This is a genomic window from Streptomyces sp. A2-16, assembly GCF_018128905.1.
GTDB lineage: Bacteria > Actinomycetota > Actinomycetes > Streptomycetales > Streptomycetaceae > Streptomyces.
The window spans coordinates 925,367-943,600 of record NZ_CP063808.1 but is presented as its reverse complement, the minus strand read 5'-3'; the positions used below and the strand labels follow the sequence as shown (position 1 = coordinate 943,600).

At 71.2% G+C, this 18,234-nt stretch carries 19 protein-coding genes; 8 read left to right on the top strand and 11 right to left on the bottom strand.

Features of this window, described 5'->3' with window-relative positions; translation table 11 throughout:
• Nucleotides 1-89: 89 nt before the first annotated feature.
• Nucleotides 90-644 carry a hypothetical protein gene (locus tag IOD14_RS04550; protein WP_123991128.1) on the top strand — a complete coding sequence of 185 codons (555 nt, stop codon included), beginning with the start codon at nt 90-92 and terminating at the stop codon, nt 642-644.
• Between the two features lie 6 nt (nt 645-650).
• On the opposite strand, the gene IOD14_RS04545 is transcribed toward IOD14_RS04550, so the two are convergent.
• From IOD14_RS04545 to IOD14_RS04515, 7 genes are all read right to left on the bottom strand, one after another.
• Complete coding sequence (locus tag IOD14_RS04545; RefSeq protein WP_174269209.1) at nt 651-827, bottom strand: hypothetical protein; 177 nt, start codon at nt 825-827, stop codon at nt 651-653.
• Between the two features lie 153 nt (nt 828-980).
• Nucleotides 981-1,487 carry a tRNA (adenosine(37)-N6)-threonylcarbamoyltransferase complex ATPase subunit type 1 TsaE gene (tsaE, locus tag IOD14_RS04540; protein WP_123991127.1) on the bottom strand — a complete coding sequence of 169 codons (507 nt, stop codon included), beginning with the start codon at nt 1,485-1,487 and terminating at the stop codon, nt 981-983.
• Nucleotides 1,459-2,712, bottom strand: a complete 1,254-nt coding sequence (locus tag IOD14_RS04535) for an alpha/beta hydrolase (RefSeq protein WP_123991126.1) — start codon at nt 2,710-2,712, stop codon at nt 1,459-1,461. The genes tsaE and IOD14_RS04535 overlap by 29 nt, the downstream gene beginning before the upstream one ends.
• Nucleotides 2,713-2,799: 87 nt before the next feature.
• Complete coding sequence (gene alr / locus IOD14_RS04530) at nt 2,800-3,969, bottom strand: alanine racemase (protein ID WP_123991125.1); 1,170 nt, start codon at nt 3,967-3,969, stop codon at nt 2,800-2,802.
• A gap of 94 nt (nt 3,970-4,063) precedes the next feature.
• Nucleotides 4,064-4,687: a M23 family metallopeptidase gene (locus IOD14_RS04525; RefSeq protein ID WP_123991124.1), complete on the bottom strand. Its 624-nt coding sequence runs from the start codon at nt 4,685-4,687 to the stop codon at nt 4,064-4,066.
• A gap of 113 nt (nt 4,688-4,800) precedes the next feature.
• Nucleotides 4,801-6,363 (bottom strand): NAD(P)H-hydrate dehydratase, encoded by a 1,563-nt coding sequence (locus IOD14_RS04520; RefSeq protein WP_212673199.1) that lies wholly within the window; start codon nt 6,361-6,363, stop codon nt 4,801-4,803.
• 127 nt (nt 6,364-6,490) lie between these two features.
• The gene (locus IOD14_RS04515) at nt 6,491-6,862 is read right to left on the bottom strand and encodes a holo-ACP synthase (protein WP_123991123.1); all 372 of its coding nucleotides are present in this window, start codon (nt 6,860-6,862) and stop codon (nt 6,491-6,493) included.
• A 99-nt stretch (nt 6,863-6,961) separates the two neighbouring features.
• Here IOD14_RS04515 and IOD14_RS04510 point away from each other — a divergent pair, with 99 nt between their 5' ends.
• On the top strand, nt 6,962-7,636 hold the full coding sequence (locus IOD14_RS04510; RefSeq protein ID WP_123991122.1) for a histidine phosphatase family protein: 675 nt from the start codon (nt 6,962-6,964) through the stop codon (nt 7,634-7,636).
• A gap of 216 nt (nt 7,637-7,852) precedes the next feature.
• On the opposite strand, the gene glmS is transcribed toward IOD14_RS04510, so the two are convergent.
• A complete protein-coding gene (gene glmS, locus IOD14_RS04505) occupies nt 7,853-9,700 on the bottom strand; it encodes a glutamine--fructose-6-phosphate transaminase (isomerizing) (RefSeq protein WP_212669702.1) in 1,848 nt (615 codons plus the stop codon).
• A 114-nt stretch (nt 9,701-9,814) separates the two neighbouring features.
• Between glmS and IOD14_RS04500 the strand changes: the two genes are divergently transcribed.
• The 3 genes from IOD14_RS04500 to IOD14_RS04490 all read left to right on the top strand — a co-directional run bounded on the left by IOD14_RS04500 (nt 9,815) and on the right by IOD14_RS04490 (nt 12,753).
• Entirely contained in the window at nt 9,815-10,774 is a 960-nt protein-coding gene (locus tag IOD14_RS04500) for a CbrC family protein (protein ID WP_249125828.1), read from the top strand.
• A gap of 66 nt (nt 10,775-10,840) precedes the next feature.
• Nucleotides 10,841-11,809, top strand: coding sequence for a type I pantothenate kinase (gene coaA / locus IOD14_RS04495; RefSeq protein WP_174269208.1), 969 nt, complete (start codon nt 10,841-10,843; stop codon nt 11,807-11,809).
• 26 nt (nt 11,810-11,835) lie between these two features.
• The gene (locus IOD14_RS04490) at nt 11,836-12,753 is read left to right on the top strand and encodes a DUF389 domain-containing protein (RefSeq protein WP_212669701.1); all 918 of its coding nucleotides are present in this window, start codon (nt 11,836-11,838) and stop codon (nt 12,751-12,753) included.
• Between the two features lie 126 nt (nt 12,754-12,879).
• Here IOD14_RS04490 and glmM read toward each other — a convergent pair whose 3' ends face one another.
• From glmM to rplM, 3 genes are all read right to left on the bottom strand, one after another.
• Entirely contained in the window at nt 12,880-14,238 is a 1,359-nt protein-coding gene (glmM, locus tag IOD14_RS04485) for a phosphoglucosamine mutase (RefSeq protein ID WP_212669700.1), read from the bottom strand.
• A gap of 154 nt (nt 14,239-14,392) precedes the next feature.
• On the bottom strand, nt 14,393-14,914 hold the full coding sequence (gene rpsI / locus IOD14_RS04480; protein WP_031038459.1) for a 30S ribosomal protein S9: 522 nt from the start codon (nt 14,912-14,914) through the stop codon (nt 14,393-14,395).
• Between the two features lie 44 nt (nt 14,915-14,958).
• Complete coding sequence (rplM, locus tag IOD14_RS04475) at nt 14,959-15,402, bottom strand: 50S ribosomal protein L13 (RefSeq protein WP_123991117.1); 444 nt, start codon at nt 15,400-15,402, stop codon at nt 14,959-14,961.
• A gap of 325 nt (nt 15,403-15,727) precedes the next feature.
• On the opposite strand from rplM, the gene IOD14_RS04470 reads away from it, so the two are divergent.
• The 3 genes from IOD14_RS04470 (at nt 15,728) to IOD14_RS44705 (ending at nt 18,161) form a co-directional block, all read left to right on the top strand.
• A complete protein-coding gene (locus IOD14_RS04470; protein ID WP_123991116.1) occupies nt 15,728-16,615 on the top strand; it encodes a hypothetical protein in 888 nt (295 codons plus the stop codon).
• Between the two features lie 75 nt (nt 16,616-16,690).
• A complete protein-coding gene (locus tag IOD14_RS44710; RefSeq protein ID WP_280844795.1) occupies nt 16,691-16,813 on the top strand; it encodes a hypothetical protein in 123 nt (40 codons plus the stop codon).
• A 10-nt stretch (nt 16,814-16,823) separates the two neighbouring features.
• Nucleotides 16,824-18,161, top strand: coding sequence for a glycosyl hydrolase (locus IOD14_RS44705; RefSeq protein ID WP_212669699.1), 1,338 nt, complete (start codon nt 16,824-16,826; stop codon nt 18,159-18,161).
• The last annotated feature ends 73 nt before the right edge of the window (nt 18,162-18,234 follow it).

The following is an 18,234-nucleotide window of genomic DNA, read 5'->3' as shown; positions in this document are numbered from 1 at the left end:
GGCGGCCGCAGTCCGTCTTCGGGGCGGTTGACGGCCGACAAGCTGCTACGGTCGCCACAAATCAGGACCAATCACTCAAGAGGTAACCGGTGGCACCCAGCAGCGCAGGCTTCGTAACCGCCCTCACCACCGCGGCCGTCGCGACGGTCGGCTTCCTCGCCTACCAGGCCTCCGCGACGGCTCCGACCAGGACGCACACCAGCGGGAGCGCCCCCGCGGCCGCCGTCGCCAAGGCCCCCCGTGACCGGCAGAACCCCACGGCCCTGCCGCCGGGCTCCGGGACCGGCGCCCGCGTCGTGTACTCCGTGGACGACAACCGCGTCTGGCTGGTCAACCCCGCGGGCCGGGTCACCCGCACCTTCGAGGTGGCCTCCGGCACCGTCGACCCCGCTCCCGGCACCTACGCGGTCACCTCCCGCTCGAACGCCGTGACCGGCACCGACGGCACCCCCATCGAGCACGTGGTCCGCTTCACCAGCGTGGACGGCGTGGCGATCGGCTTCAGCGCGGCCGTGCCGAGTGCGCGGCCCCCGATCCCCTCGGCCACCGCCGTGCGCACGGGCGGCATCCGGGAGTCACGCCCCGACGGCGACGCCATGTGGGCCTTCGCGACGATCGGCGCGAAGGTGGTCGTGATCCGCTGAGACCGCTCAGGCGGCCTTGGGCCGCTCGCGTTCCACGACCCTGTGGCCCGTCCCCGGATCGGGCAGCCGCGGCGGTGTCGAGACGGCCTCCGCCGCCGCGCAGGACGCCAGGAGATCGCGCATGGACACACCGCCGGCGATCGCGTGCGGCTGCGGCTGGGACCGGTTCTCGGTGGCCGACATGGACGCCTCCTCAAGTTCGGGGGCGGCGTAGTTAGGTACACCTAACTACGGGGTGGGTACCATGTGACCACGCACAAGACGACGAATGCAATATCTTGCCGACGTCTTGTCGGAACGTTCACGGAAAAGCGCGCCGAAAGGCGGAGCGGCCGCTCAGGCCGTGAGCACACCGAGGTCGGCCGCGGCCCAGCGCTCCCCGACCGGCGTCAGCGTCACGTGCCGCACCTCGTCGGTGGTGTCACCGACCGCGCGGTGGATCTGCACCTGGAGCCGGTCGTCGGTCAGTTCCTCGACCTTGCCCTCGCCCCACTCCACGACGATCACCGACTCCGGCAGGGACACGTCGAGATCGAGGTCCTCCATCTCGTCGAGCCCGCCGCCCAGCCGGTACGCGTCGACGTGGACGAGCGGCGGCCCGTCGCCCAGGGACGGATGCACCCGGGCGATCACGAAGGTCGGCGAGGTCACGGCCCCCCGCACCCCGAGCCCCTCACCGAGTCCGCGGGTCAGTGTCGTCTTGCCCGCGCCGAGCTCCCCGCTGAGCATCACGAGGTCCCCGGCGCGCAGCAGCTTGGCGAGCTTCAGGCCCAGCTCGCGCATCTGCTCGGGGGAGGTGACGGTCAGCTCGGTCTCAACCGGGTTGCGCGGTACTGCTTCCATAACCGCCAACGGTAGCCCCTGCGGGCACCGCCCCCGCGCGGGTGAGCAGGTCGGCGAGGCGGTCGGTGACCACTTCCGGGTGCTCCAGCATGACCAGGTGCCCGGCGTCCGGGACCAGCACCAGCTCCGCCTCCGGCAGCTGGGAGGCGATCGCCTCGCTGTGCTCGCTGGGCGTGACCATGTCCCCGACCCCGGCGAGGACCAGCACCGGCTTGTCGGCGAAGTGGACGAGGGCCGCGGCCTTGTCGTGGTTGTCGAACGCCGGGTAGTACTCGGCGACCACGTCGATCGGGGTGCCCTCGATCATCCGCTCGGCGAACCGGGCGACGGCCGGGTCGACGTCCCGGGAGGCGAAGGAGTAGCGCTTGATGATCCCGGCGAACAGGTCAGCGGTGGCCCGCCGCCCCTTCTCCACCAGGTCGGCCCGCTGCCCGAGCGCCTTGAGGACGCCCGGCAGCACCCGCCGTACGGCGTTGACGCCGGCGACCGGCAGCCCGAAGTTGACCTCGCCGAGCCCCCCGGACGAGGTACCGACCAGGGCCACCGCGACCACCCGGTCGCGGATCAGTTCGGGGTACTGGTCGGCCAGCGCCATGACGGTCATCCCGCCCATGGAGTGTCCGACGAGCACGATCGGCCCCTCGGGCACGGCCGCGTCGATGACGGCCTTCAGGTCGCGCCCCAGCTGCTCGATGTCGACCGGCACCCCGTCCTGCACCTGCCGCACACCCCGCCCGGACCGTCCGTGGCTGCGCTGGTCCCAGTGCACGGTCCGTACGACGCCCCGCAGCGCCGCCCGCTGGAAGTGCCAGGAGTCCTGGCTGAGGCAGTAGCCGTGGCTGAAGACGACGGTGACCGGCGCGGGGGCCTTGCGCCCGAACAGCCGGCGCCGGCGCGGCGACAGCGGGGGCACGGCCTGCGGGTCGACGTCGTCGACTTCGTAGTACAGCTCGGTGCCGTCGTCGGAGTACGCCTTGCCGGGGGTGCCCCGCAGGGAGCCGTACGGCCCGGTCGAGTCCAGGGCGAGCCGCGCCTTCTGCCGCATGCCTCGTCCGACGGTGAGTCGCTCGATGGCCACGCCCGCCGCGGCTCCTGCGGCGACCACGCCTATCGCGGCGCCCGCGATGCCGGTCGCCCGGCGCCAGCCGCCGCCCGCCGCCGTCGCGGAGGCGAGGGCCACCGAAGCGGCGGCGTCGACGACGGCCTCCGCACTGCTCTCGCTCACGTACCGCTCCTGTTCGCTGGGTCGGGTTTCGCCGGGTCGGGTGATACCGGTGACGCGGGACTGGCTGTTCTCGCACACGCTGTGCGATTACCCCGCTTGTTCCTCATTCACATAGACGCGCGGAACGCGTGTTCCGATGCGGGTCACGATTTCGTAGGCGATGGTGCCCGCGGCCTGCGCCCAGTCCTCGGCGGTGGGCTCGCCCCCGTCGCCGGGGCCGAAGAGGACGGCCCGGGTGCCGGCGGCTGGTTCGTCGCCGCCGAGGTCCACGACGAACTGGTCCATGGCGATCCGCCCGGCGACCGTGCGCCACTTGCCGTCGACCAGCACCGGTCCGGCGCCGGAGGCGTGGCGCGGGATGCCGTCCGCGTAGCCGACGGGCACCAGGCCGAGGGTCGTCTCGCCGGGGGTGACGTAATGGTGGCCGTAGCTGACGCCATGGCCGCCCGGGACGCGCTTGACCAGCGCGATCGACGCCGACAGCGTCATCACCGGGCGCAGTCCGAAGTCGGCGGGGTCACCGATCTCGGGGCTGGGCGAGATGCCGTAGACCGCGATGCCGGTCCGGACGAGGTCGAAGTGGCTCTCCGGGAGCGTGAGCGTGGCGGGCGAGTTGGCGATGTGCCGCACCTCGGGGCGCACGCCCTGGCCCTCGGCGTACGCCAGCATCTCCCGGAAGCGGGTGAGCTGGGCGGCGATGGAGGGATGCCCGGGCTCGTCGGCGCAGGCGAAGTGCGACCAGAGGCCGGTGACACTGAGGAGGCCCTCGGACTGTGCGCGCAGGGCCTCGGCGACCAGCTCGGCCCAGTCCTCGCCGGGCTGGCAGCCGTTCCTGCCGAGGCCGGTGTCGGCCTTGAGCTGCACACGCGCGGGCAGGCCGGTCTCGCGGGCCGCCGCGAGGAGTTCCCGCAGCGCCCACATCCCGCTGACGGACACGTCGAGGTCGGCCTCGATCGCCTCCCGCCAGGGTCCGCCGGGCGTCCACAGCCAGCACATGATCCGCCCCGGCAGCCCCGCCTTGCGCAGCGCGAGGGCCTCCTCCGGTGTGGCGGTGCCGAGCCACCGCGCGCCCGCCTCGACCGCGGCGCGGGCGCAGGGCACCGCGCCGTGGCCGTACGCGTCGGACTTGACCACGGCCATGACGTCGGCTCCCGACGCGCGGGCGCGCAGGGTCCGCACATTGGCCCGCAGCGCGGCCAGGTCGATCTCGGCGCGGGCGCGCAGCGGTGCGGTCGGGGCAGTTGCTGTCTCGTTCATGGCGCCCCCAGTGTCTCAGAGGCGACTGACACCACCGGTGAGCGCGTCCCCCGAGGCGCGCACAGGCGCGCGTCCCGCGTGTGTCACGCGTGCCTCACAGGGTCAGACCGTGCCGGGCCAGGTACTTCACCGGGTCGATGTCCGAGCCGTACGGGCGCCGGGCGCGCACCTCGAAGTGCAGATGCGGGCCGGTGGCACGACCGGTGGCACCGCTGCTGCCGATCCGGGTGCCGGCCTTGACCTTGGCACCGCGCGCGACCGAGATGCGGTTGAGATGGCCGTAGACGACGTAGCGGGAATCGCTCATCTTGATCGTCACGGCCTTTCCGTACGACCCGGACCAACTGGCCAGGACGACGACGCCGGTGCCCACCGCGTAAACCGGGGTGCCCTTCGGCACAGCAAGATCGACTCCGGTGTGGTATCCGACCAGCCAGTTTCCCCGCACCCGGTAACGCATCGTCACCCTGGCCCGCTTCTTGATGGGCCGGCTCCATTTCGCGGGTGCGAGGGAGCGGTCACTGACCTCGACGTCCTCGGCGGCCGCCAGCAGTTCCTCGAATTCGGCGTCGTAGTCGCCGCCGCAGTTCCCGCCGGGCTCTTCCTCCAATGGCTCCGGGTCGTCCCCGCGGAAACCGAGAACGGGACTCCCCAGTACGACTGCCGCGCCGCCCAGCAACTCACGCCGGGTGGTGCCGTGTATGTGTGGCTCATCCATGCGGCCAGCGAAACATCGCCCTTTCGGCGCCGCATATTCGGCCGACCGGTATTGGTCCCATCAGGTAGTAGTTCGCGGCTACGCGTCCATTTGGCCCGTTCACCGGTCCCCGGTCACGCGTCCGTCACGTCCCTCCAGGCCGCCGGAACCGCCTCGGCCACGTCGTGCGCCCCCACCGGGGCCCCGTCCGCCGCGAACCGTCCGGCCAGCCCGTGCAGGTAGGCGCCCACGCTGCCGGCGTCCGGAGCGCTCAGCCCGGACGCGAGCAGGGACCCCGCGAGACCGGACAGGACGTCCCCGCTGCCGGCGGTCGCCAGCCAGGCCGTCCCGGTCGGGTTGACGCGTACGGCACCGCCGCCGGCGTCGACGACGAGCGTGGTCGACCCCTTGAGCAGCACGGTCGCGTCGTAGCGAGCGGCGAGTTCGCGCGCCGAGGCCAGCCGGGCTCCCTCGACCTCCTCGCGGGCCACTCCGAGGAGCGCGGCGGCCTCTCCGGCGTGCGGGGTCATGAGGGTGGGCGCGGTACGCGCGCGTACGGCGTCCCGGTCGGCGAGCCGCAGTCCGTCCGCGTCGATGAGCACCGGCACCTGTGACGCCAGCACCTCGCCCACGGCCGAGGCGTCGTCCCCGGCTCCCGGTCCGACGACCCACGCCTGCACCCGCCCGGCGTGCTTGGGCCCCCGGTCGGAGACGAGCGTCTCGGGAAAGCGGGCGATCACGGCGTCCGCGGCGGGCCCGACGTACCGCACGGCCCCGGCGCCGCCGCGCAGCGCCCCGTGCACGGCGAGCACGGCGGCCCCCGGATACCGGGCGGACCCGGCGGCGATCCCGACGACACCTCGCCGGTACTTGTCGCTCTCGCCGGTCGGCACGGGCAACAGGCGCCGTACGTCGGCGTGCTGGAGGGCCTCGAGCTCCGCCTCGGCGGGCAGCACAGCGCTCAGCCCGATGTCGACGAGCCGCACCGACCCGGCGTACTCCCGGGCGGGATCGACCAGCAGTCCCGGCTTGTGCGTCCCGAACGTGACGGTGAGATCGGCCCGTACGGCCGCCCCGCGCACCTCCCCGGTGTCGGCGTCGACCCCGCTCGGCAGGTCCACGGCGACGACGGCGGCCCGGGACCGGTCGGCCACCTCCGCAAGCCGCGCGGCGTCGGGCCGCAGCCCGCCCTTGCCGCCGATGCCGACGATGCCGTCGAGGACCAGATCGGCCTGCGCGATGAGCCGCTCGACGGTGTGGGTCTCCGGGGCGGGTCCTGCGGTTGCCGGGGCGGATCCCGCAGTTGCCGGGGCGGATCCCGCGGTTGCCGGGGCGGATCCCGCGGTTGCCTGGGCGGCGGGTCCTGCGGTTGCCGGGGCGGGTCCCGCAGTTGCCGGGGCGGCGGGTCCTGGGGTTGGCGTGGCCCGCCCGTCGATCCCCACGGCCCGGCCGCCGGCCCGGCGCAGTGCGGCCAGCCCCGCGGAGTGGGCGCGGTCGGGCGAGAGCAGCACGGCGGTGACCCCGGCGCCCCGCCGCGCGAGCCGCGCCCCCGCGTACAGGGCGTCCCCGCCGTTGTCCCCGCTCCCGACGAGCAGCACGACCCGACGGCCGTACACCCGCCCCAGCAGATCGGCGCAGGCGGCGGCCAGCCCGGCGGCCGCCCGCTGCATCAGCGCGCCCTCCGGCAGCCGTGCCATCAGCTCCCGCTCGGCGGCCCTGACCGTCTCCACGTTGTACGCAGTACGCATGGGATCGAGTGTCCCCCGTCGGCGGCGGAGCCGAACAATGGAGAACCGGGCCCACCGGATATCGGCCCGGCGGTCGTCACCCTTCCGCGATCACCACGGCCGACGCGATCCCGGCGTCATGGCTGAGCGACACATGCCACGACCGCACCCCGAGCGCGGCGGCCCGCGCGGCGACGGTCCCGGTCACCCGCAGCCGGGGCTGCCCGGTGTCCTCGACGTAGACCTCGGCATCGGTCCAGTGCAGTCCGGCCGGCGCCCCGAGTGCCTTGGCCAGGGCCTCCTTCGCGGCGAACCGGGCGGCGAGCGAGGCGATCCCCCGCCGTTCCCCACTGGGCAGCATCAACTCGCTGTCCAGGAACAGCCGCCGGGCCATCCCCGGCGTACGCTCCAGCGACGCCGCGAACCGCTCGATCTCGGCGACGTCGATACCGACCCCGATGATGCTCATCCGGGCACTCTACGATCCACCCGGCACCCCTCGCGGTCAGCTCTGCCCATGCGTCATCACCGGAGCCGTCGTCCCGTGGGATCGCAGGCCAATGTGACCATGACCACGTCAGATGTACCTGTCGAGGAGACCACCACCGTGCAGCGTGAGACGACCGGCGCAGCGACCCGATACCTGTATCTCGTCCGGCACGGCGAGGCGTTGCCGGACGAGAGCGGACTGACCGAGGCGGGACAGCGGCAGGCCGCGCTCCTCGGCCGACGCCTCCAGGACATCCCCTTCACGGCCGTGCATCACGGTCCGCTGCCGCGGGCGGCACAGACGGCTCGTCTGATCCACGACCAACTGGCGAACGTCCCCCTGCTCGTCTCGGACGTCGCGGGCGACTACGTGCCCTACGTACCCCAGAGGGCCGAACTCCCGCCCGAATCAGCGGACTTCTACCTCCGCTTCCTCGCCGACACCACCGACGACGAGCGGGAGCAGGGCGCTGCGCTGGCCCGCCGGGCACTCGACCTGTTCACCGGACCGGTGGACGGCGGGGAGGACCGGCACGAACTGGTCGTCACGCACAACTTCCTGGTCGCCTGGCTCGTCCGGGACGCCATGCACGCCCCGAAGTGGCGCTGGCTCGGCCTCAACCACGCGAACGCGGCGCTCACGGTCATCCGCTACGCGCCCGGCCGAGCGGCCTCCGTCCTCGTCTCCAACGACATGCGACACCTGCCCGCCGAACTGCGCTGGACAGGCTTCCCTCCCGAGTCGCACATCTGACCGTGCCGGTCGAGCCGCGACCAGCTCGCACCACAGCCGTGCCTGGCCAACGGCTGCCAGGTGATCGTGGAGCCGACCCCGTTCGGCGACGTCACGCAGGAGCGGATCGCCGTACTGGACAAGGCCGTTCCCGCGACCCTGTGGCCCCCGTTCCTCGTCACCCTCTTCGTCGAGGGGAGCCACGAACCCGGGACGGAATACGCCGCGGTCAGCCGACTACTCCACAGTGACCGACTTGGCGAGGTTCCGGGGCTGGTCCACCTCGTTGCCCCGGGCCGTGGCCAGTTCGCAGGCGAACACCTGCAGCGGCACGGTCGCCACCAGCGGCTGCAGCAGGGTCGGGGTGGCCGGGATCCGGATCAGATGGTCGGCGTACGGCACCACGGTCTCGTCCCCCTCCTCCGCGATGACGATGGTCCGCGCCCCCCTCGCCCGGATCTCCTGGATGTTGGACACGATCTTGTCGTGGAGCACCGACCGCCCCCGCGGCGAGGGCACGACCACCACGACCGGCAGATCCTCCTCGATCAACGCGATCGGCCCGTGCTTCAACTCCCCAGCCGCGAAGCCCTCGGCGTGCATGTAGGCGAGTTCCTTGAGCTTCAGCGCCCCTTCGAGGGCCACCGGATACCCGACGTGCCGCCCCAGGAACAGCACGGTCTTCTTGTCGGCCAGCGACCGCGCGAGCGCCCGCACCGGCTCCATCGTCTCCAGCACCCGCTCGACCTCACCGGAGATGTGCGAGAGGTCCCGGATGACGGCGGAGATCTCGTCGCCCCACTTGGTCCCCCGCACCTGCCCGAGGTACAGCGCGACCAGGTAGCACGCCACGAGCTGGGTGAGGAACGCCTTCGTCGACGCCACGGCGACCTCGGGCCCGGCGTGCGTGTACAGCACGGCGTCGGACTCCCGGGGGATGGTGGACCCGTTGGTGTTGCAGATCGCCAGGACCTTCGAACTCTGCTCACGGGCGTGCCGCAGCGCCATGAGGGTGTCCATGGTCTCCCCGGACTGGGAGATGGCGATGACGAGGGACCGGGAGTCCAGGATCGGGTCCCGGTAGCGGAACTCGCTGGCCAGCTCCACCTCGCAGGGGATCCGGGTCCAGTGCTCGATGGCGTACTTGGCGATGAGCCCCGCGTGGAAGGCCGTACCGCAGGCGACGATGACGACCTTGTCGACCTCCCGCAGCTCGGACGCGCTGATCCGGACCTCGTCCAGCGTCAGGGAACCGGCCGCGTCGATACGGCCGAGCAGGGTGTCGGCGACCGCCTTCGGCTGTTCGGCGATCTCCTTGAGCATGAAGTAGTCGTAGCCGCCCTTCTCGGCGGCGGAGGCGTCCCAGTCGACGTGGTAGGAGCGGACGTCGGCAGGGCGCCCGTCGAACCCGGTGACGGTCACGCCGTCGCGCCGCAGCTCCACGACCTGGTCCTGACCGAGCTCGATCGCCGAGCGGGTGTGGGCGATGAAGGCGGCGACGTCGGAGGCGAGAAAGGCCTCCCCCTCGCCGACGCCCACCACGAGCGGCGAGTTCCGCCGCGCGCCCACGACCACGTCAGGCTCGTCGGCATGCACCGCGACCAGCGTGAACGCCCCCTCCAGCCGCCGGCACACCAGCCGCATGGCCTCGGCGAGGTCGGCGGTCGCGGAGAACTCCTCGGCGAGCAGATGGGCGACGACCTCGGTGTCGGTCTCGGAGGCGAGGGTGTGTCCTCGCTCCGCCAACTCGCCCCGCAGGGCGGCGAAGTTCTCGATGATCCCGTTGTGGACGACGGACACCCGACCGGCGTTGTCCAGATGCGGATGCGCGTTGGCGTCCGTGGGCCCGCCGTGCGTGGCCCACCGGGTGTGCCCGATCCCGGTGACCCCCGTCGGCAACGGCCGATCGACCAGCTCCTTCTCCAGATTGACCAGCTTCCCGGCCTTCTTCGCCGCCGCCAGCCCCCCGTCCGCCAGCACGGCGACCCCCGCCGAGTCGTACCCCCGGTACTCCAACCGCTTCAGCCCGGCCATCACGACATCGAGCGCCGACTGCGACCCCACGTATCCCACGATTCCGCACATGCGCGGCAGCCTAGGGGCCCAGGCCCACCAAAACACGGCACTTCGTGCCCGATTCCGGATATCCCCGAGAGACGCATACTCGACAACCGGGCCCGCCGAGTTCAAAGGAAGCACGTGAGCTACAGCCTGTACGTCTTGCGGTTCGTCGACGGACAACCCGCCCCCATGGACGAGACCGCGATACGCGAGGTGCTCGGTCCCGTCACCGTGGGCGGAATGCCGGCCACCGGCCTCCCGGAGTGCTGGGACCTCGAAGCCGAGGACGGCGGTGGGGCCGAGGTCCACGGCGACGCCCTCGGCCTCACGTTCAGCCGCTTCGCCTTCGGTGACGTCCTCGACCGCGTGGCCGCACTCGCCCGCAGAACCCGCGCGGGAGTCGTGCCGCAGGACTGCCCGATGATCCTCACCGACGAGGACGACCGCGGACACCTGCCGGAGAGCCTGCGTGCGGAAGCGCTCGTCGTGGCACCCGAGGCCCTGACCGGCCGGGCGATCCAGCACCTGATCTCCCCGCACCCGGAACCCCGCCGACGCCCGGCCCTCCCCCGGTTCCCCTACCACCCCAACCCCGTCGCCACCGGCTCCGTGACCCCCTCCGACGCCCCCTGCGTGTGCTGCGGCCAGGAACGCGGCTGGGTATACACCGGCCCCGTCCACGCCGCCGACGCCCCGGACAGCGGCATCTGCCCGTACTGCATCGCCTTCGGCAAGGCCGCCGAGCGGTACGACGCCACCTTCACCGAGGGCATCGAGAACATCGAGGGCGACGTACCCGAGGACGTCGTGGCGGCGATCCTCAGGCGCACCCCGGGATTCCCCGCCCGGCAGTCCCCGACCTGGCTCACGCACTGCGGTGACGGCGCCGAGTTTCTCGGTCCCGCCGGAGCGAGGGAACTCGAGAAGCACCCGGACGCCGTCGACGATCTCCGCCGTCGCTGCGCCGAGTGGACCTGGCCGCCGCACCAGGTCGAGGGCTTCCTCGCCTCCCTCGACAAGGCCGGCCGGCCCACCGCGTACCTCTTCCGTTGCCGCCTCTGCGCCGCCCACCTCGCCTGCGCGGACAGCCCGACGTGACCCACCCCACCCCCCACCCCGTTCAAACTCCGTTAACAATGGACTGTGATCTCTCCGGTCTCCCCGATGCCCCGGAGCGCCCACCGGCACAAGCCGGAGGCGACTCCTTACGTCGACCTCACCCGCGCCGAGTGGAGCGCGCTGCGTGAGAAGACTCCGCTCCCGCTGAACGCCGAAGAGGTCGAGAAGCTGCGCGGTCTCGGTGACGTCATCGACCTCGACGAGGTGCGGGACATCTACCTCCCGCTGTCCCGGCTGCTGAATCTCTACGTCGGCGCCACGGACGGGCTGAGAGGCGCCCTGAACACCTTCCTCGGCGAACAGGGCTCCCAGTCCGGCACTCCCTTCGTCATAGGGGTCGCGGGATCGGTCGCCGTGGGCAAGTCCACCGTCGCCCGTCTCCTCCAGGCCCTGCTCTCCCGCTGGCCCGAACACCCCCGCGTCGAGCTGGTCACCACCGACGGCTTCCTGCTGCCCACCCGGGAACTGGAGGCCCGCGGGCTCATGTCGCGCAAGGGCTTCCCGGAGTCGTACGACCGCCGCGCGCTGACCCGTTTCGTCGCCGACATCAAGGCCGGCAAGGACGAGGTCACCGCCCCCGTCTACTCCCACCTGATCTACGACATCGTCCCGGACCAGCGGCTCACCGTGCGCCGCCCCGACATCCTGATCGTCGAGGGCCTCAACGTCCTGCAGCCCGCCCTGCCCGGCACCGACGGCCGCACCCGCGTCGGTCTCGCCGACTACTTCGACTTCAGCGTGTACGTCGACGCGAGCGCCGAGGACATCGAGCGCTGGTACCTCAGCCGGTTCAAGAAGCTCCGCCGGACCGCCTTCCAGGACCCCGACTCGTACTTCAGGAAGTACACCCAGGTCTCGGAGGAGGAGGCCGTCGACTACGCCCGCACCCTGTGGCGCACCATCAACAAGCCCAACCTGGTGGAGAACATCGCCCCCACCCGCGGCCGCGCCACCCTCGTCATCCGCAAGGGCCAGGACCACAAGGTGCGCAAGCTCAGCCTGCGCAAGCTCTAGCAACCGGCGCCTGTTAGAAAGGCGTCATGCTGCATCTGCGCCTGATCACCCCGGCCGAGAAGACCGACGACGTGGTCCGCCTGATCGAGAACACGGTCGGCACCACTCACCTCGTCGTGGTGCCGGGCGCCGCCCGCAACCCGGCCGGCGATGTCGTGATGTGCGACGTGGCCCGCGAGGCGGGTGACGAACTCATCGGCGCGCTGCGGAAGTTGGACCTCGACAAGTCCGGGTCCATCGCTGTCGAGAACATCGACCTGTCGCTGTCCAAGCGCGCGGACAAGGCCGAGGACGAGGCTCCCGGCGAGGGCGCGGACGCGGTCCTGTGGGAGCACCTGACGGAGGCGACCCACGAGGAGTCGACGCTCTCCGTCACCTATCTCGCGTTCCTCGTCCTGGCCACGATGATCGCGGCCTGCGGTGTGGTGCTCGACAACGCGATCCTGATCGTGGGCGCGATGGCGGTGGGCCCGGAGTTCGGCCCGCTGGCCGCCCTCAGCACGGCGATCGTCCAGCGGCACCCGCGACTGGCGCTGCGCTCCCTGATCGCCCTGTTGGTGGGCTTCGCGGCGGCGATGGCGGTGACGGTCGGCTTCACCTGGTTCATGGACGCCCTGAATCTCTTCCACAAGTCCGACCTGGAGGGCGACCGCCCCAACACCGCGTTCGTGTACGCCCCCGACGCCTTCTCGTTCGTCGTCGCGGTCCTGGCGGGCATCGCGGGCACGCTCTCCCTGACCTCGGCGAAGTCAGGCGCCCTGGTGGGCGTGGCGATCTCGGTCACCACGGTCCCGGCGGCGGCCAACGCGGCGATCGCCCTGGCCTACGGCGACATGAGCCAGATGGTCGGCTCGACCAACCAGCTCCTGCTGAACCTGCTGGGCATCGTCCTGGCAGGCACTCTCACGCTGCTTCTTCAGAAATGGCTCTGGAAGCGTGCTTAGGGCTTAGGGGCGCGCGGGGAACTGCGCGACAAGCCCGACGCTCCCACAGCCCGCACAGCCCCACCGCCCGCACAGCACGGCCCCCACTGCCCGCACACAGCACGGCCCCCACCCCCGTCCGCCGACTCAGCCGAGCGCCGACTTCACCGCATCGGCGAGCCGCCCGGCAACAGTCCTGGCCTGGTCGATGTCCGCCGCCTCGACCATCACCCGGACCAACGGCTCGGTCCCCGACGGCCGCAGCAACACCCGCCCCGTGGCTCCGAGTTCACGCTCCGCCTCGGTCACCGCCGACGCCAGCTCCCCGGACGTGGCGACCCGCGAGCGGTCCACGTCGGGCACGTTGATCAGCACCTGAGGAAGCCGCTCCATCACGGAGGCCAGCTCCTTCAGCGACCGCCCGCTCTCCGCGACGCGCGCCGCCAGCATCAGCCCGGTCAGCGTCCCGTCACCGGTCGTGGCGTGGTCGAGGATGATGACGTGCCCGGACTGCTCACCGCCGAGGGCGTAGCCGTGCTGCTTCATCTCCTCCAGCACATAGCGGTCGCCGACCGCGGTCTGGACGAGCTTCAGCCCCTCCCGCTCCAGCGCCAGCTTGAACCCCAGGTTCGACATGACCGTCGCGACGACGGTGTCGGACCGCAGCGCCGACCGGTCCTTCATCGCCAGCGCGAGGACGGCCATGATCTGGTCGCCGTCCACCTCGGCACCGGTGTGGTCGACGGCCAGGCACCGGTCGGCGTCCCCGTCGTGCGCGATGCCGAAGTCCGCGCGGTGGTCGACGACGGCGGCCTTCAGGAGTCCGAGGTGCGTGGAGCCGCATCCGTCGTTGATGTTGAGCCCGTCCGGCTGGGCGCCGATGGTGATCACCTCGGCCCCGGCCCGCGAGAACGCCTCCGGCGACACCCGGGCGGCGGCGCCGTGCGCCTCGTCGAGGACGATCTTCAGCCCGTCGAGCCGGTTCGGCAGTACGGCGATCAGGTGCGCCACGTACTTGTCGAAGCCCTCGGTGTACTCACGGACCCGGCCGACACCGGAGCCGGTCGGCCGCTCCCACGGCTCACCGTGGCGGTGCGATTCGTAGACCGCCTCGATCCGGTCCTCCAGCTCGTCGTCGAGCTTGTGCCCGCCGCGTGCGAGGAACTTGACGCCGTTGTCGGGCATGGCGTTGTGGCTCGCGGAGAGCATGACACCGAGGTCGGCGCCGAGCACTCCCGTGAGATACGCCACGGCGGGCGTGGGCAGCACACCGACCTTCAGCACGTCCACACCGGCGCTCGCGAGGCCCGCGACCACGGCGGCCTCCAGGAACTCCCCGGACGCGCGCGGGTCCCGTCCGACCACCGCCGTCGGCCGGTGGCCCTGGAACGTACCCGCCTCGGCCAGCACGTGCGCCGCCGCGACGGACAGACCGAGCGCCATCTCGGCCGTCAGATCCGCGTTGGCGACACCGCGCACGCCGTCCGTGCCGAAGAGTCGTCCCACTTGTCCTCCTGAGGAAGCGTCAGATACGGAGATCATCCGATCACATGAGCCTTTGAGCGCCTTGTGCCGTTATACGCCTGAGGCTGTGATAAACGAACGCCCCGGCGGCACTGTGGCGTGCCGCCGGGGCGTTCGGACGTACAGGCAGCTGCGATTAACGCTTGCTGTACTGCGGGGCCTTACGGGCCTTCTTGAGACCGGCCTTCTTGCGCTCGACCGCACGGTCGTCGCGACGGAGGAAGCCGGCCTTCTTGAGGGCGCCGCGGTTGTTGTCCACGTCGGCCTCGTTCAGCGCGCGGGCCACGCCGAGGCGCAGGGCACCGGCCTGACCGGAGACACCGCCACCCGCGATGCGGGCGATGACGTCGTAGCGGCCCTCGAGCTCGAGCACCTTGAAGGGCTCGTTGACTTCCTGCTGGTGCACCTTGTTCGGGAAGTAGTCCTCGAGGGTGCGACCGTTGATCTTCCACTTGCCGGTGCCCGGGACGATCCGGACGCGGGCGATGGCGTTCTTGCGACGGCCCAGGCCGGCGGCCGGCTGCGGGTCGCCGAAGCGGGACGCCATGGACTCCGAGGTGTACTCGCCCTCGACGGGGACCTCGGACTCGGTGGTGTAGCTGTCGATGTCGACGATCTCTTCGCCCTCGACGGGCGTCTCGACGGTGGTCTCGGCCACGATTCTCCTCAGATTCTTTTCTGTCTTAGGGGGTGTGGCCGGAACTACTGCGCGACCTGGGTGATCTCGAACGGCACCGGCTGCTGCGCAGCGTGCGGGTGCACGTCACCCTTGTAGACCTTCAGCTTGGTGAGCATCTGACGGCCGAGGGTGTTCTTGGGAAGCATGCCCTTGATGGCCTTCTCGATGGCCTTCTCGGGGTTCTTGTCGAGGAGCTCGTCGTAGCGGACGGAGCGCAGACCACCCGGGTAACCGGAGTGGCGGTACGCCATCTTCTGGGTCCGCTTGTTGCCCGACAGGTGCACCTTGTCGGCGTTGATGATGATGACGAAGTCACCGGTGTCGACGTGAGGGGCGTAGATCGGCTTGTGCTTGCCGCGCAGCAGGGAGGCGGCAGTGGTGGCAAGACGGCCCAGGACGACGTCCTGAGCGTCAATGACGTGCCACTGGCGAGTCACATCGCCGGGCTTGGGGCTGTACGTACGCACTTCGCAGCCTTCTTCTTCAGTGGATGGGTGCTGACACATGGCATCACTGAAGCGATCGTGCAGCTGGGGACGACAATGGCCGGGACGATGCCCGTATGCCGCCCACTGGTAACTGCTCCAGGGAACCTAGGTAAAGGCCTCTCGCATGAGAGTGAGCAGGCCAATACACAACGAACCAGCAGGATACCGGGGTCGCACGGACGGGTCAAAACGAGGCCCTCGCGGCACCTTCGCGGCCGAGATGTGCAGCGGTGCCGGAAAGGTCCCCGAGGCCGGTGTCCACAGGCCCGACGGCACCTCCTGTCCCCCGTCTAAGATGCGCCCCATGAGCTTTGGGCAGCAGGGGGGACCCCCGTCCCAGTGGGATCCCTGGAAACCGCAGTCACAGCAGCCGTGGAGCAGCGGCGGGGGCGAGCAGACTCCGGACTGGGCCGCGCTCGCCGAGGCCTCGGAGATCCGTAACAGACGGCGCCGGCTGTTCTTCATCGTCGGCGGCGCGCTCGCCACGGTCGCGATAGGCACCGCCGTGGCGATGGCCGTCGTGTCGGCGGACGGCGGTGACGAGGCGAACAAGCCGACGTCCTCGGTGTCGGCCGCCGCGATCCCCAGCGCGACCGGGACCGCCCCGTCGTTCGCGCCGACCAGTGCCCCGCCGCCGCTGGACCCGAAGGACTTCATCGCCAGCAAGGCCAAGGACACGGCCCCGCTCAGCGCCCGGATCCTCTTCCCGGGGACCCAGCTGACCATGGGCTCGACCGTGTACAAGAAGGGCACGACCTCCGACACGAAGAACTGCGCGGCGACCGACACCGTCCAGGCCAGCCTCGGCAAGATCCTCAAGGCCGACGGCTGCACGCAGTTCATGCGCGTCAGCTACACCAAGGACGGCGTCTCGGTGACGGTCGGGGTGGCCGTCTTCGACACCGAGGCCCAGGCGGCGAAGGCGAAGGGGCAGGTCAACACCAAGAAGGACATCGTCAAGTCGCTGTCGGGCGGTGCGGTCAAGGCCTTCTGCAACTCCGCGATCTGCCGTACGACCTCGAACTCCTACGGCCGCTACGCCTACTTCACGATCGCTGGCTTCGCCAGCGGCAAGAACGTCACGGAGAAGGACACCGCGGTCTTCGGCATCGGCGACAACCTCGCCGAGTTCACCTTCCGCCAGATCCACCGCCGGGGCGAGGCTCAGGCGTCGACAGCCGCGGGCGAATGACACGGCGCGCGACCGTGTGAGAGCCTCCCCCTTCGCGATCACGCGCTGATCAGCTGTCCTTGGGGGGACCTGTCCATGGCCGCGCACCACCCGCCCGAAAACCGTCTGCTCACCGTTGCCGCCGGTCCGGGCCCCGGCCTCGGCGGCACCGCCCTCGCGGCCTCGGCCCTCGTACGGCTCCTCGTGGAACCGGCGTAGGGCGTTGGACATGCGAGGGCGGGCCAGGCTCCTGGGCGCGACGGCGGGGGCGGCCCTGCTGGCCCCGCTGGGGGTGTGGGCCTGGTCCGAGCGCGGCAGCCGACAGACCCCGCTCGTCCCCACCGACCTGCGCGACCGGGACCCGGAGGCGACCCCCGCGGCCCGCCGGGTCTACGCGCTGCTGGCCGGCCTGGAGAACGACGCCCGCCGCGGCCGTCCGTCCCGCACGGTCATCGGCCAGCACGTGGAGCTGCACAACGAGCGCTACAACAAGGCGTACGGCGACTTCCGGGGCACCAAGCAGCCCGGCTACTACTACCGCAAGGCCAGGGACATCACCGGGAAACTGCCCGGTTTCGTGGAGCTGGACCTCGGACCCGGCTACGGACAGCCGGGCTGGGCGGTGGGCACGGCCCGCTCGTACTCGAAGGCCTGGCCGGCCTGCCGCCCCTACTGGGGGTACGTCGACGATGCCGTGGACCTCGCCGTCGGCGTGTGGGCGGGGCTGCCCCGGGCGGCCGACGGCTCGTACCGCCCCTCCGGCACCCACACGGAGTGCGCGACCGGAGCCGAGGTCTCCCTCCCGCACAACGGGGGCGGGCCCGCGGGCATGGTCGGCTTCTCCTTCCACCAGCCGTATCCCGGCAGCCCGGTCAAGGGCTACGCGCAGACCCTGCACCGCAACTCCCCCGGCGCGCAGGACCGCGACTGGTTCGACCGGGTCGTCACGGACGGCACCGCGGAGCACCGGGCCCTTCTGCACGACCTGGACTTCCTCGCCGACCACCTCGGCTACCTCGCCGGCCGTGGGGTGCCGGTGCTGCTGCGGCCGTACCACGAGATGAACACCGCTCCGGGCCACGGTTTCTGGTGGGCGGGGCAGGACCCGGCAGCGTTCCACCGGCTGTGGCGGCTGACGTACGACCATCTCGTGCGCCGTCGCGGTCTGCACAACCTGGTGTTCGTCTGGTCGCCGAACTCCTGGAACGGCCCCTACGGCCGCGATCCCCGGCCGTACTACCCGGGCGGCCGTCACGTCGACGTCGTCGGCGTCGACGACTACAGCGGCTCCCCGGCCGAGCCCTTCGGCGACGGCGCCTGGACCGAGGTCTGGTACCGCGGCCTGGAGGAGTACCGCAGGCCGCGCATCGTGGCCGAATCCTTCCATGTGCCGCTCAACGCCGACCAGCCCCGGACGCTGGACCGGACCCCGTGGGTGCTGTGGACGGTGTGGGGTCAGGCCCTGTCGTACGACAACGTCACGCAGCCGAGCGGCAAGAACACCGCGGCCGATGTGAAACGCACCTATGGGTCACCGAGGGTAATCACGGGCGGACACCGGGTGTAGGTCGACCACTTCGGGCCGAGATCACTACACAAGACGTGACTTGATTAACTTTTGAGCACATCCTCCTCACAAG

Excerpts from the sequence above, each read along its gene's own strand:
- IOD14_RS44710 (WP_280844795.1), top strand. The coding sequence starts at position 16,691 with ATGGCCGCGCACCACCCGCCCGAAAACCGTCTGCTCACCGTTGCCGCC.
- coaA (WP_174269208.1), top strand. The coding sequence starts at position 10,841 with ATGCCCCGGAGCGCCCACCGGCACAAGCCGGAGGCGACTCCTTACGTC.
- IOD14_RS04545 (WP_174269209.1), bottom strand. The coding sequence starts at position 827 with ATGTCGGCCACCGAGAACCGGTCCCAGCCGCAGCCGCACGCGATCGCC.
- alr (WP_123991125.1), bottom strand. The coding sequence starts at position 3,969 with ATGAACGAGACAGCAACTGCCCCGACCGCACCGCTGCGCGCCCGCGCC.
- IOD14_RS04490 (WP_212669701.1), top strand. The coding sequence starts at position 11,836 with ATGCTGCATCTGCGCCTGATCACCCCGGCCGAGAAGACCGACGACGTG.
- IOD14_RS04510 (WP_123991122.1), top strand. The coding sequence starts at position 6,962 with ATGACCACGTCAGATGTACCTGTCGAGGAGACCACCACCGTGCAGCGT.
- IOD14_RS04520 (WP_212673199.1), bottom strand. The coding sequence starts at position 6,363 with ATGGCACGGCTGCCGGAGGGCGCGCTGATGCAGCGGGCGGCCGCCGGG.
- IOD14_RS04515 (WP_123991123.1), bottom strand. The coding sequence starts at position 6,862 with ATGAGCATCATCGGGGTCGGTATCGACGTCGCCGAGATCGAGCGGTTC.
- IOD14_RS44705 (WP_212669699.1), top strand. The coding sequence starts at position 16,824 with ATGCGAGGGCGGGCCAGGCTCCTGGGCGCGACGGCGGGGGCGGCCCTG.
- IOD14_RS04525 (WP_123991124.1), bottom strand. The coding sequence starts at position 4,687 with ATGGATGAGCCACACATACACGGCACCACCCGGCGTGAGTTGCTGGGC.
- IOD14_RS04470 (WP_123991116.1), top strand. The coding sequence starts at position 15,728 with ATGAGCTTTGGGCAGCAGGGGGGACCCCCGTCCCAGTGGGATCCCTGG.
- glmS (WP_212669702.1), bottom strand. The coding sequence starts at position 9,700 with ATGTGCGGAATCGTGGGATACGTGGGGTCGCAGTCGGCGCTCGATGTC.
- tsaE (WP_123991127.1), bottom strand. The coding sequence starts at position 1,487 with ATGGAAGCAGTACCGCGCAACCCGGTTGAGACCGAGCTGACCGTCACC.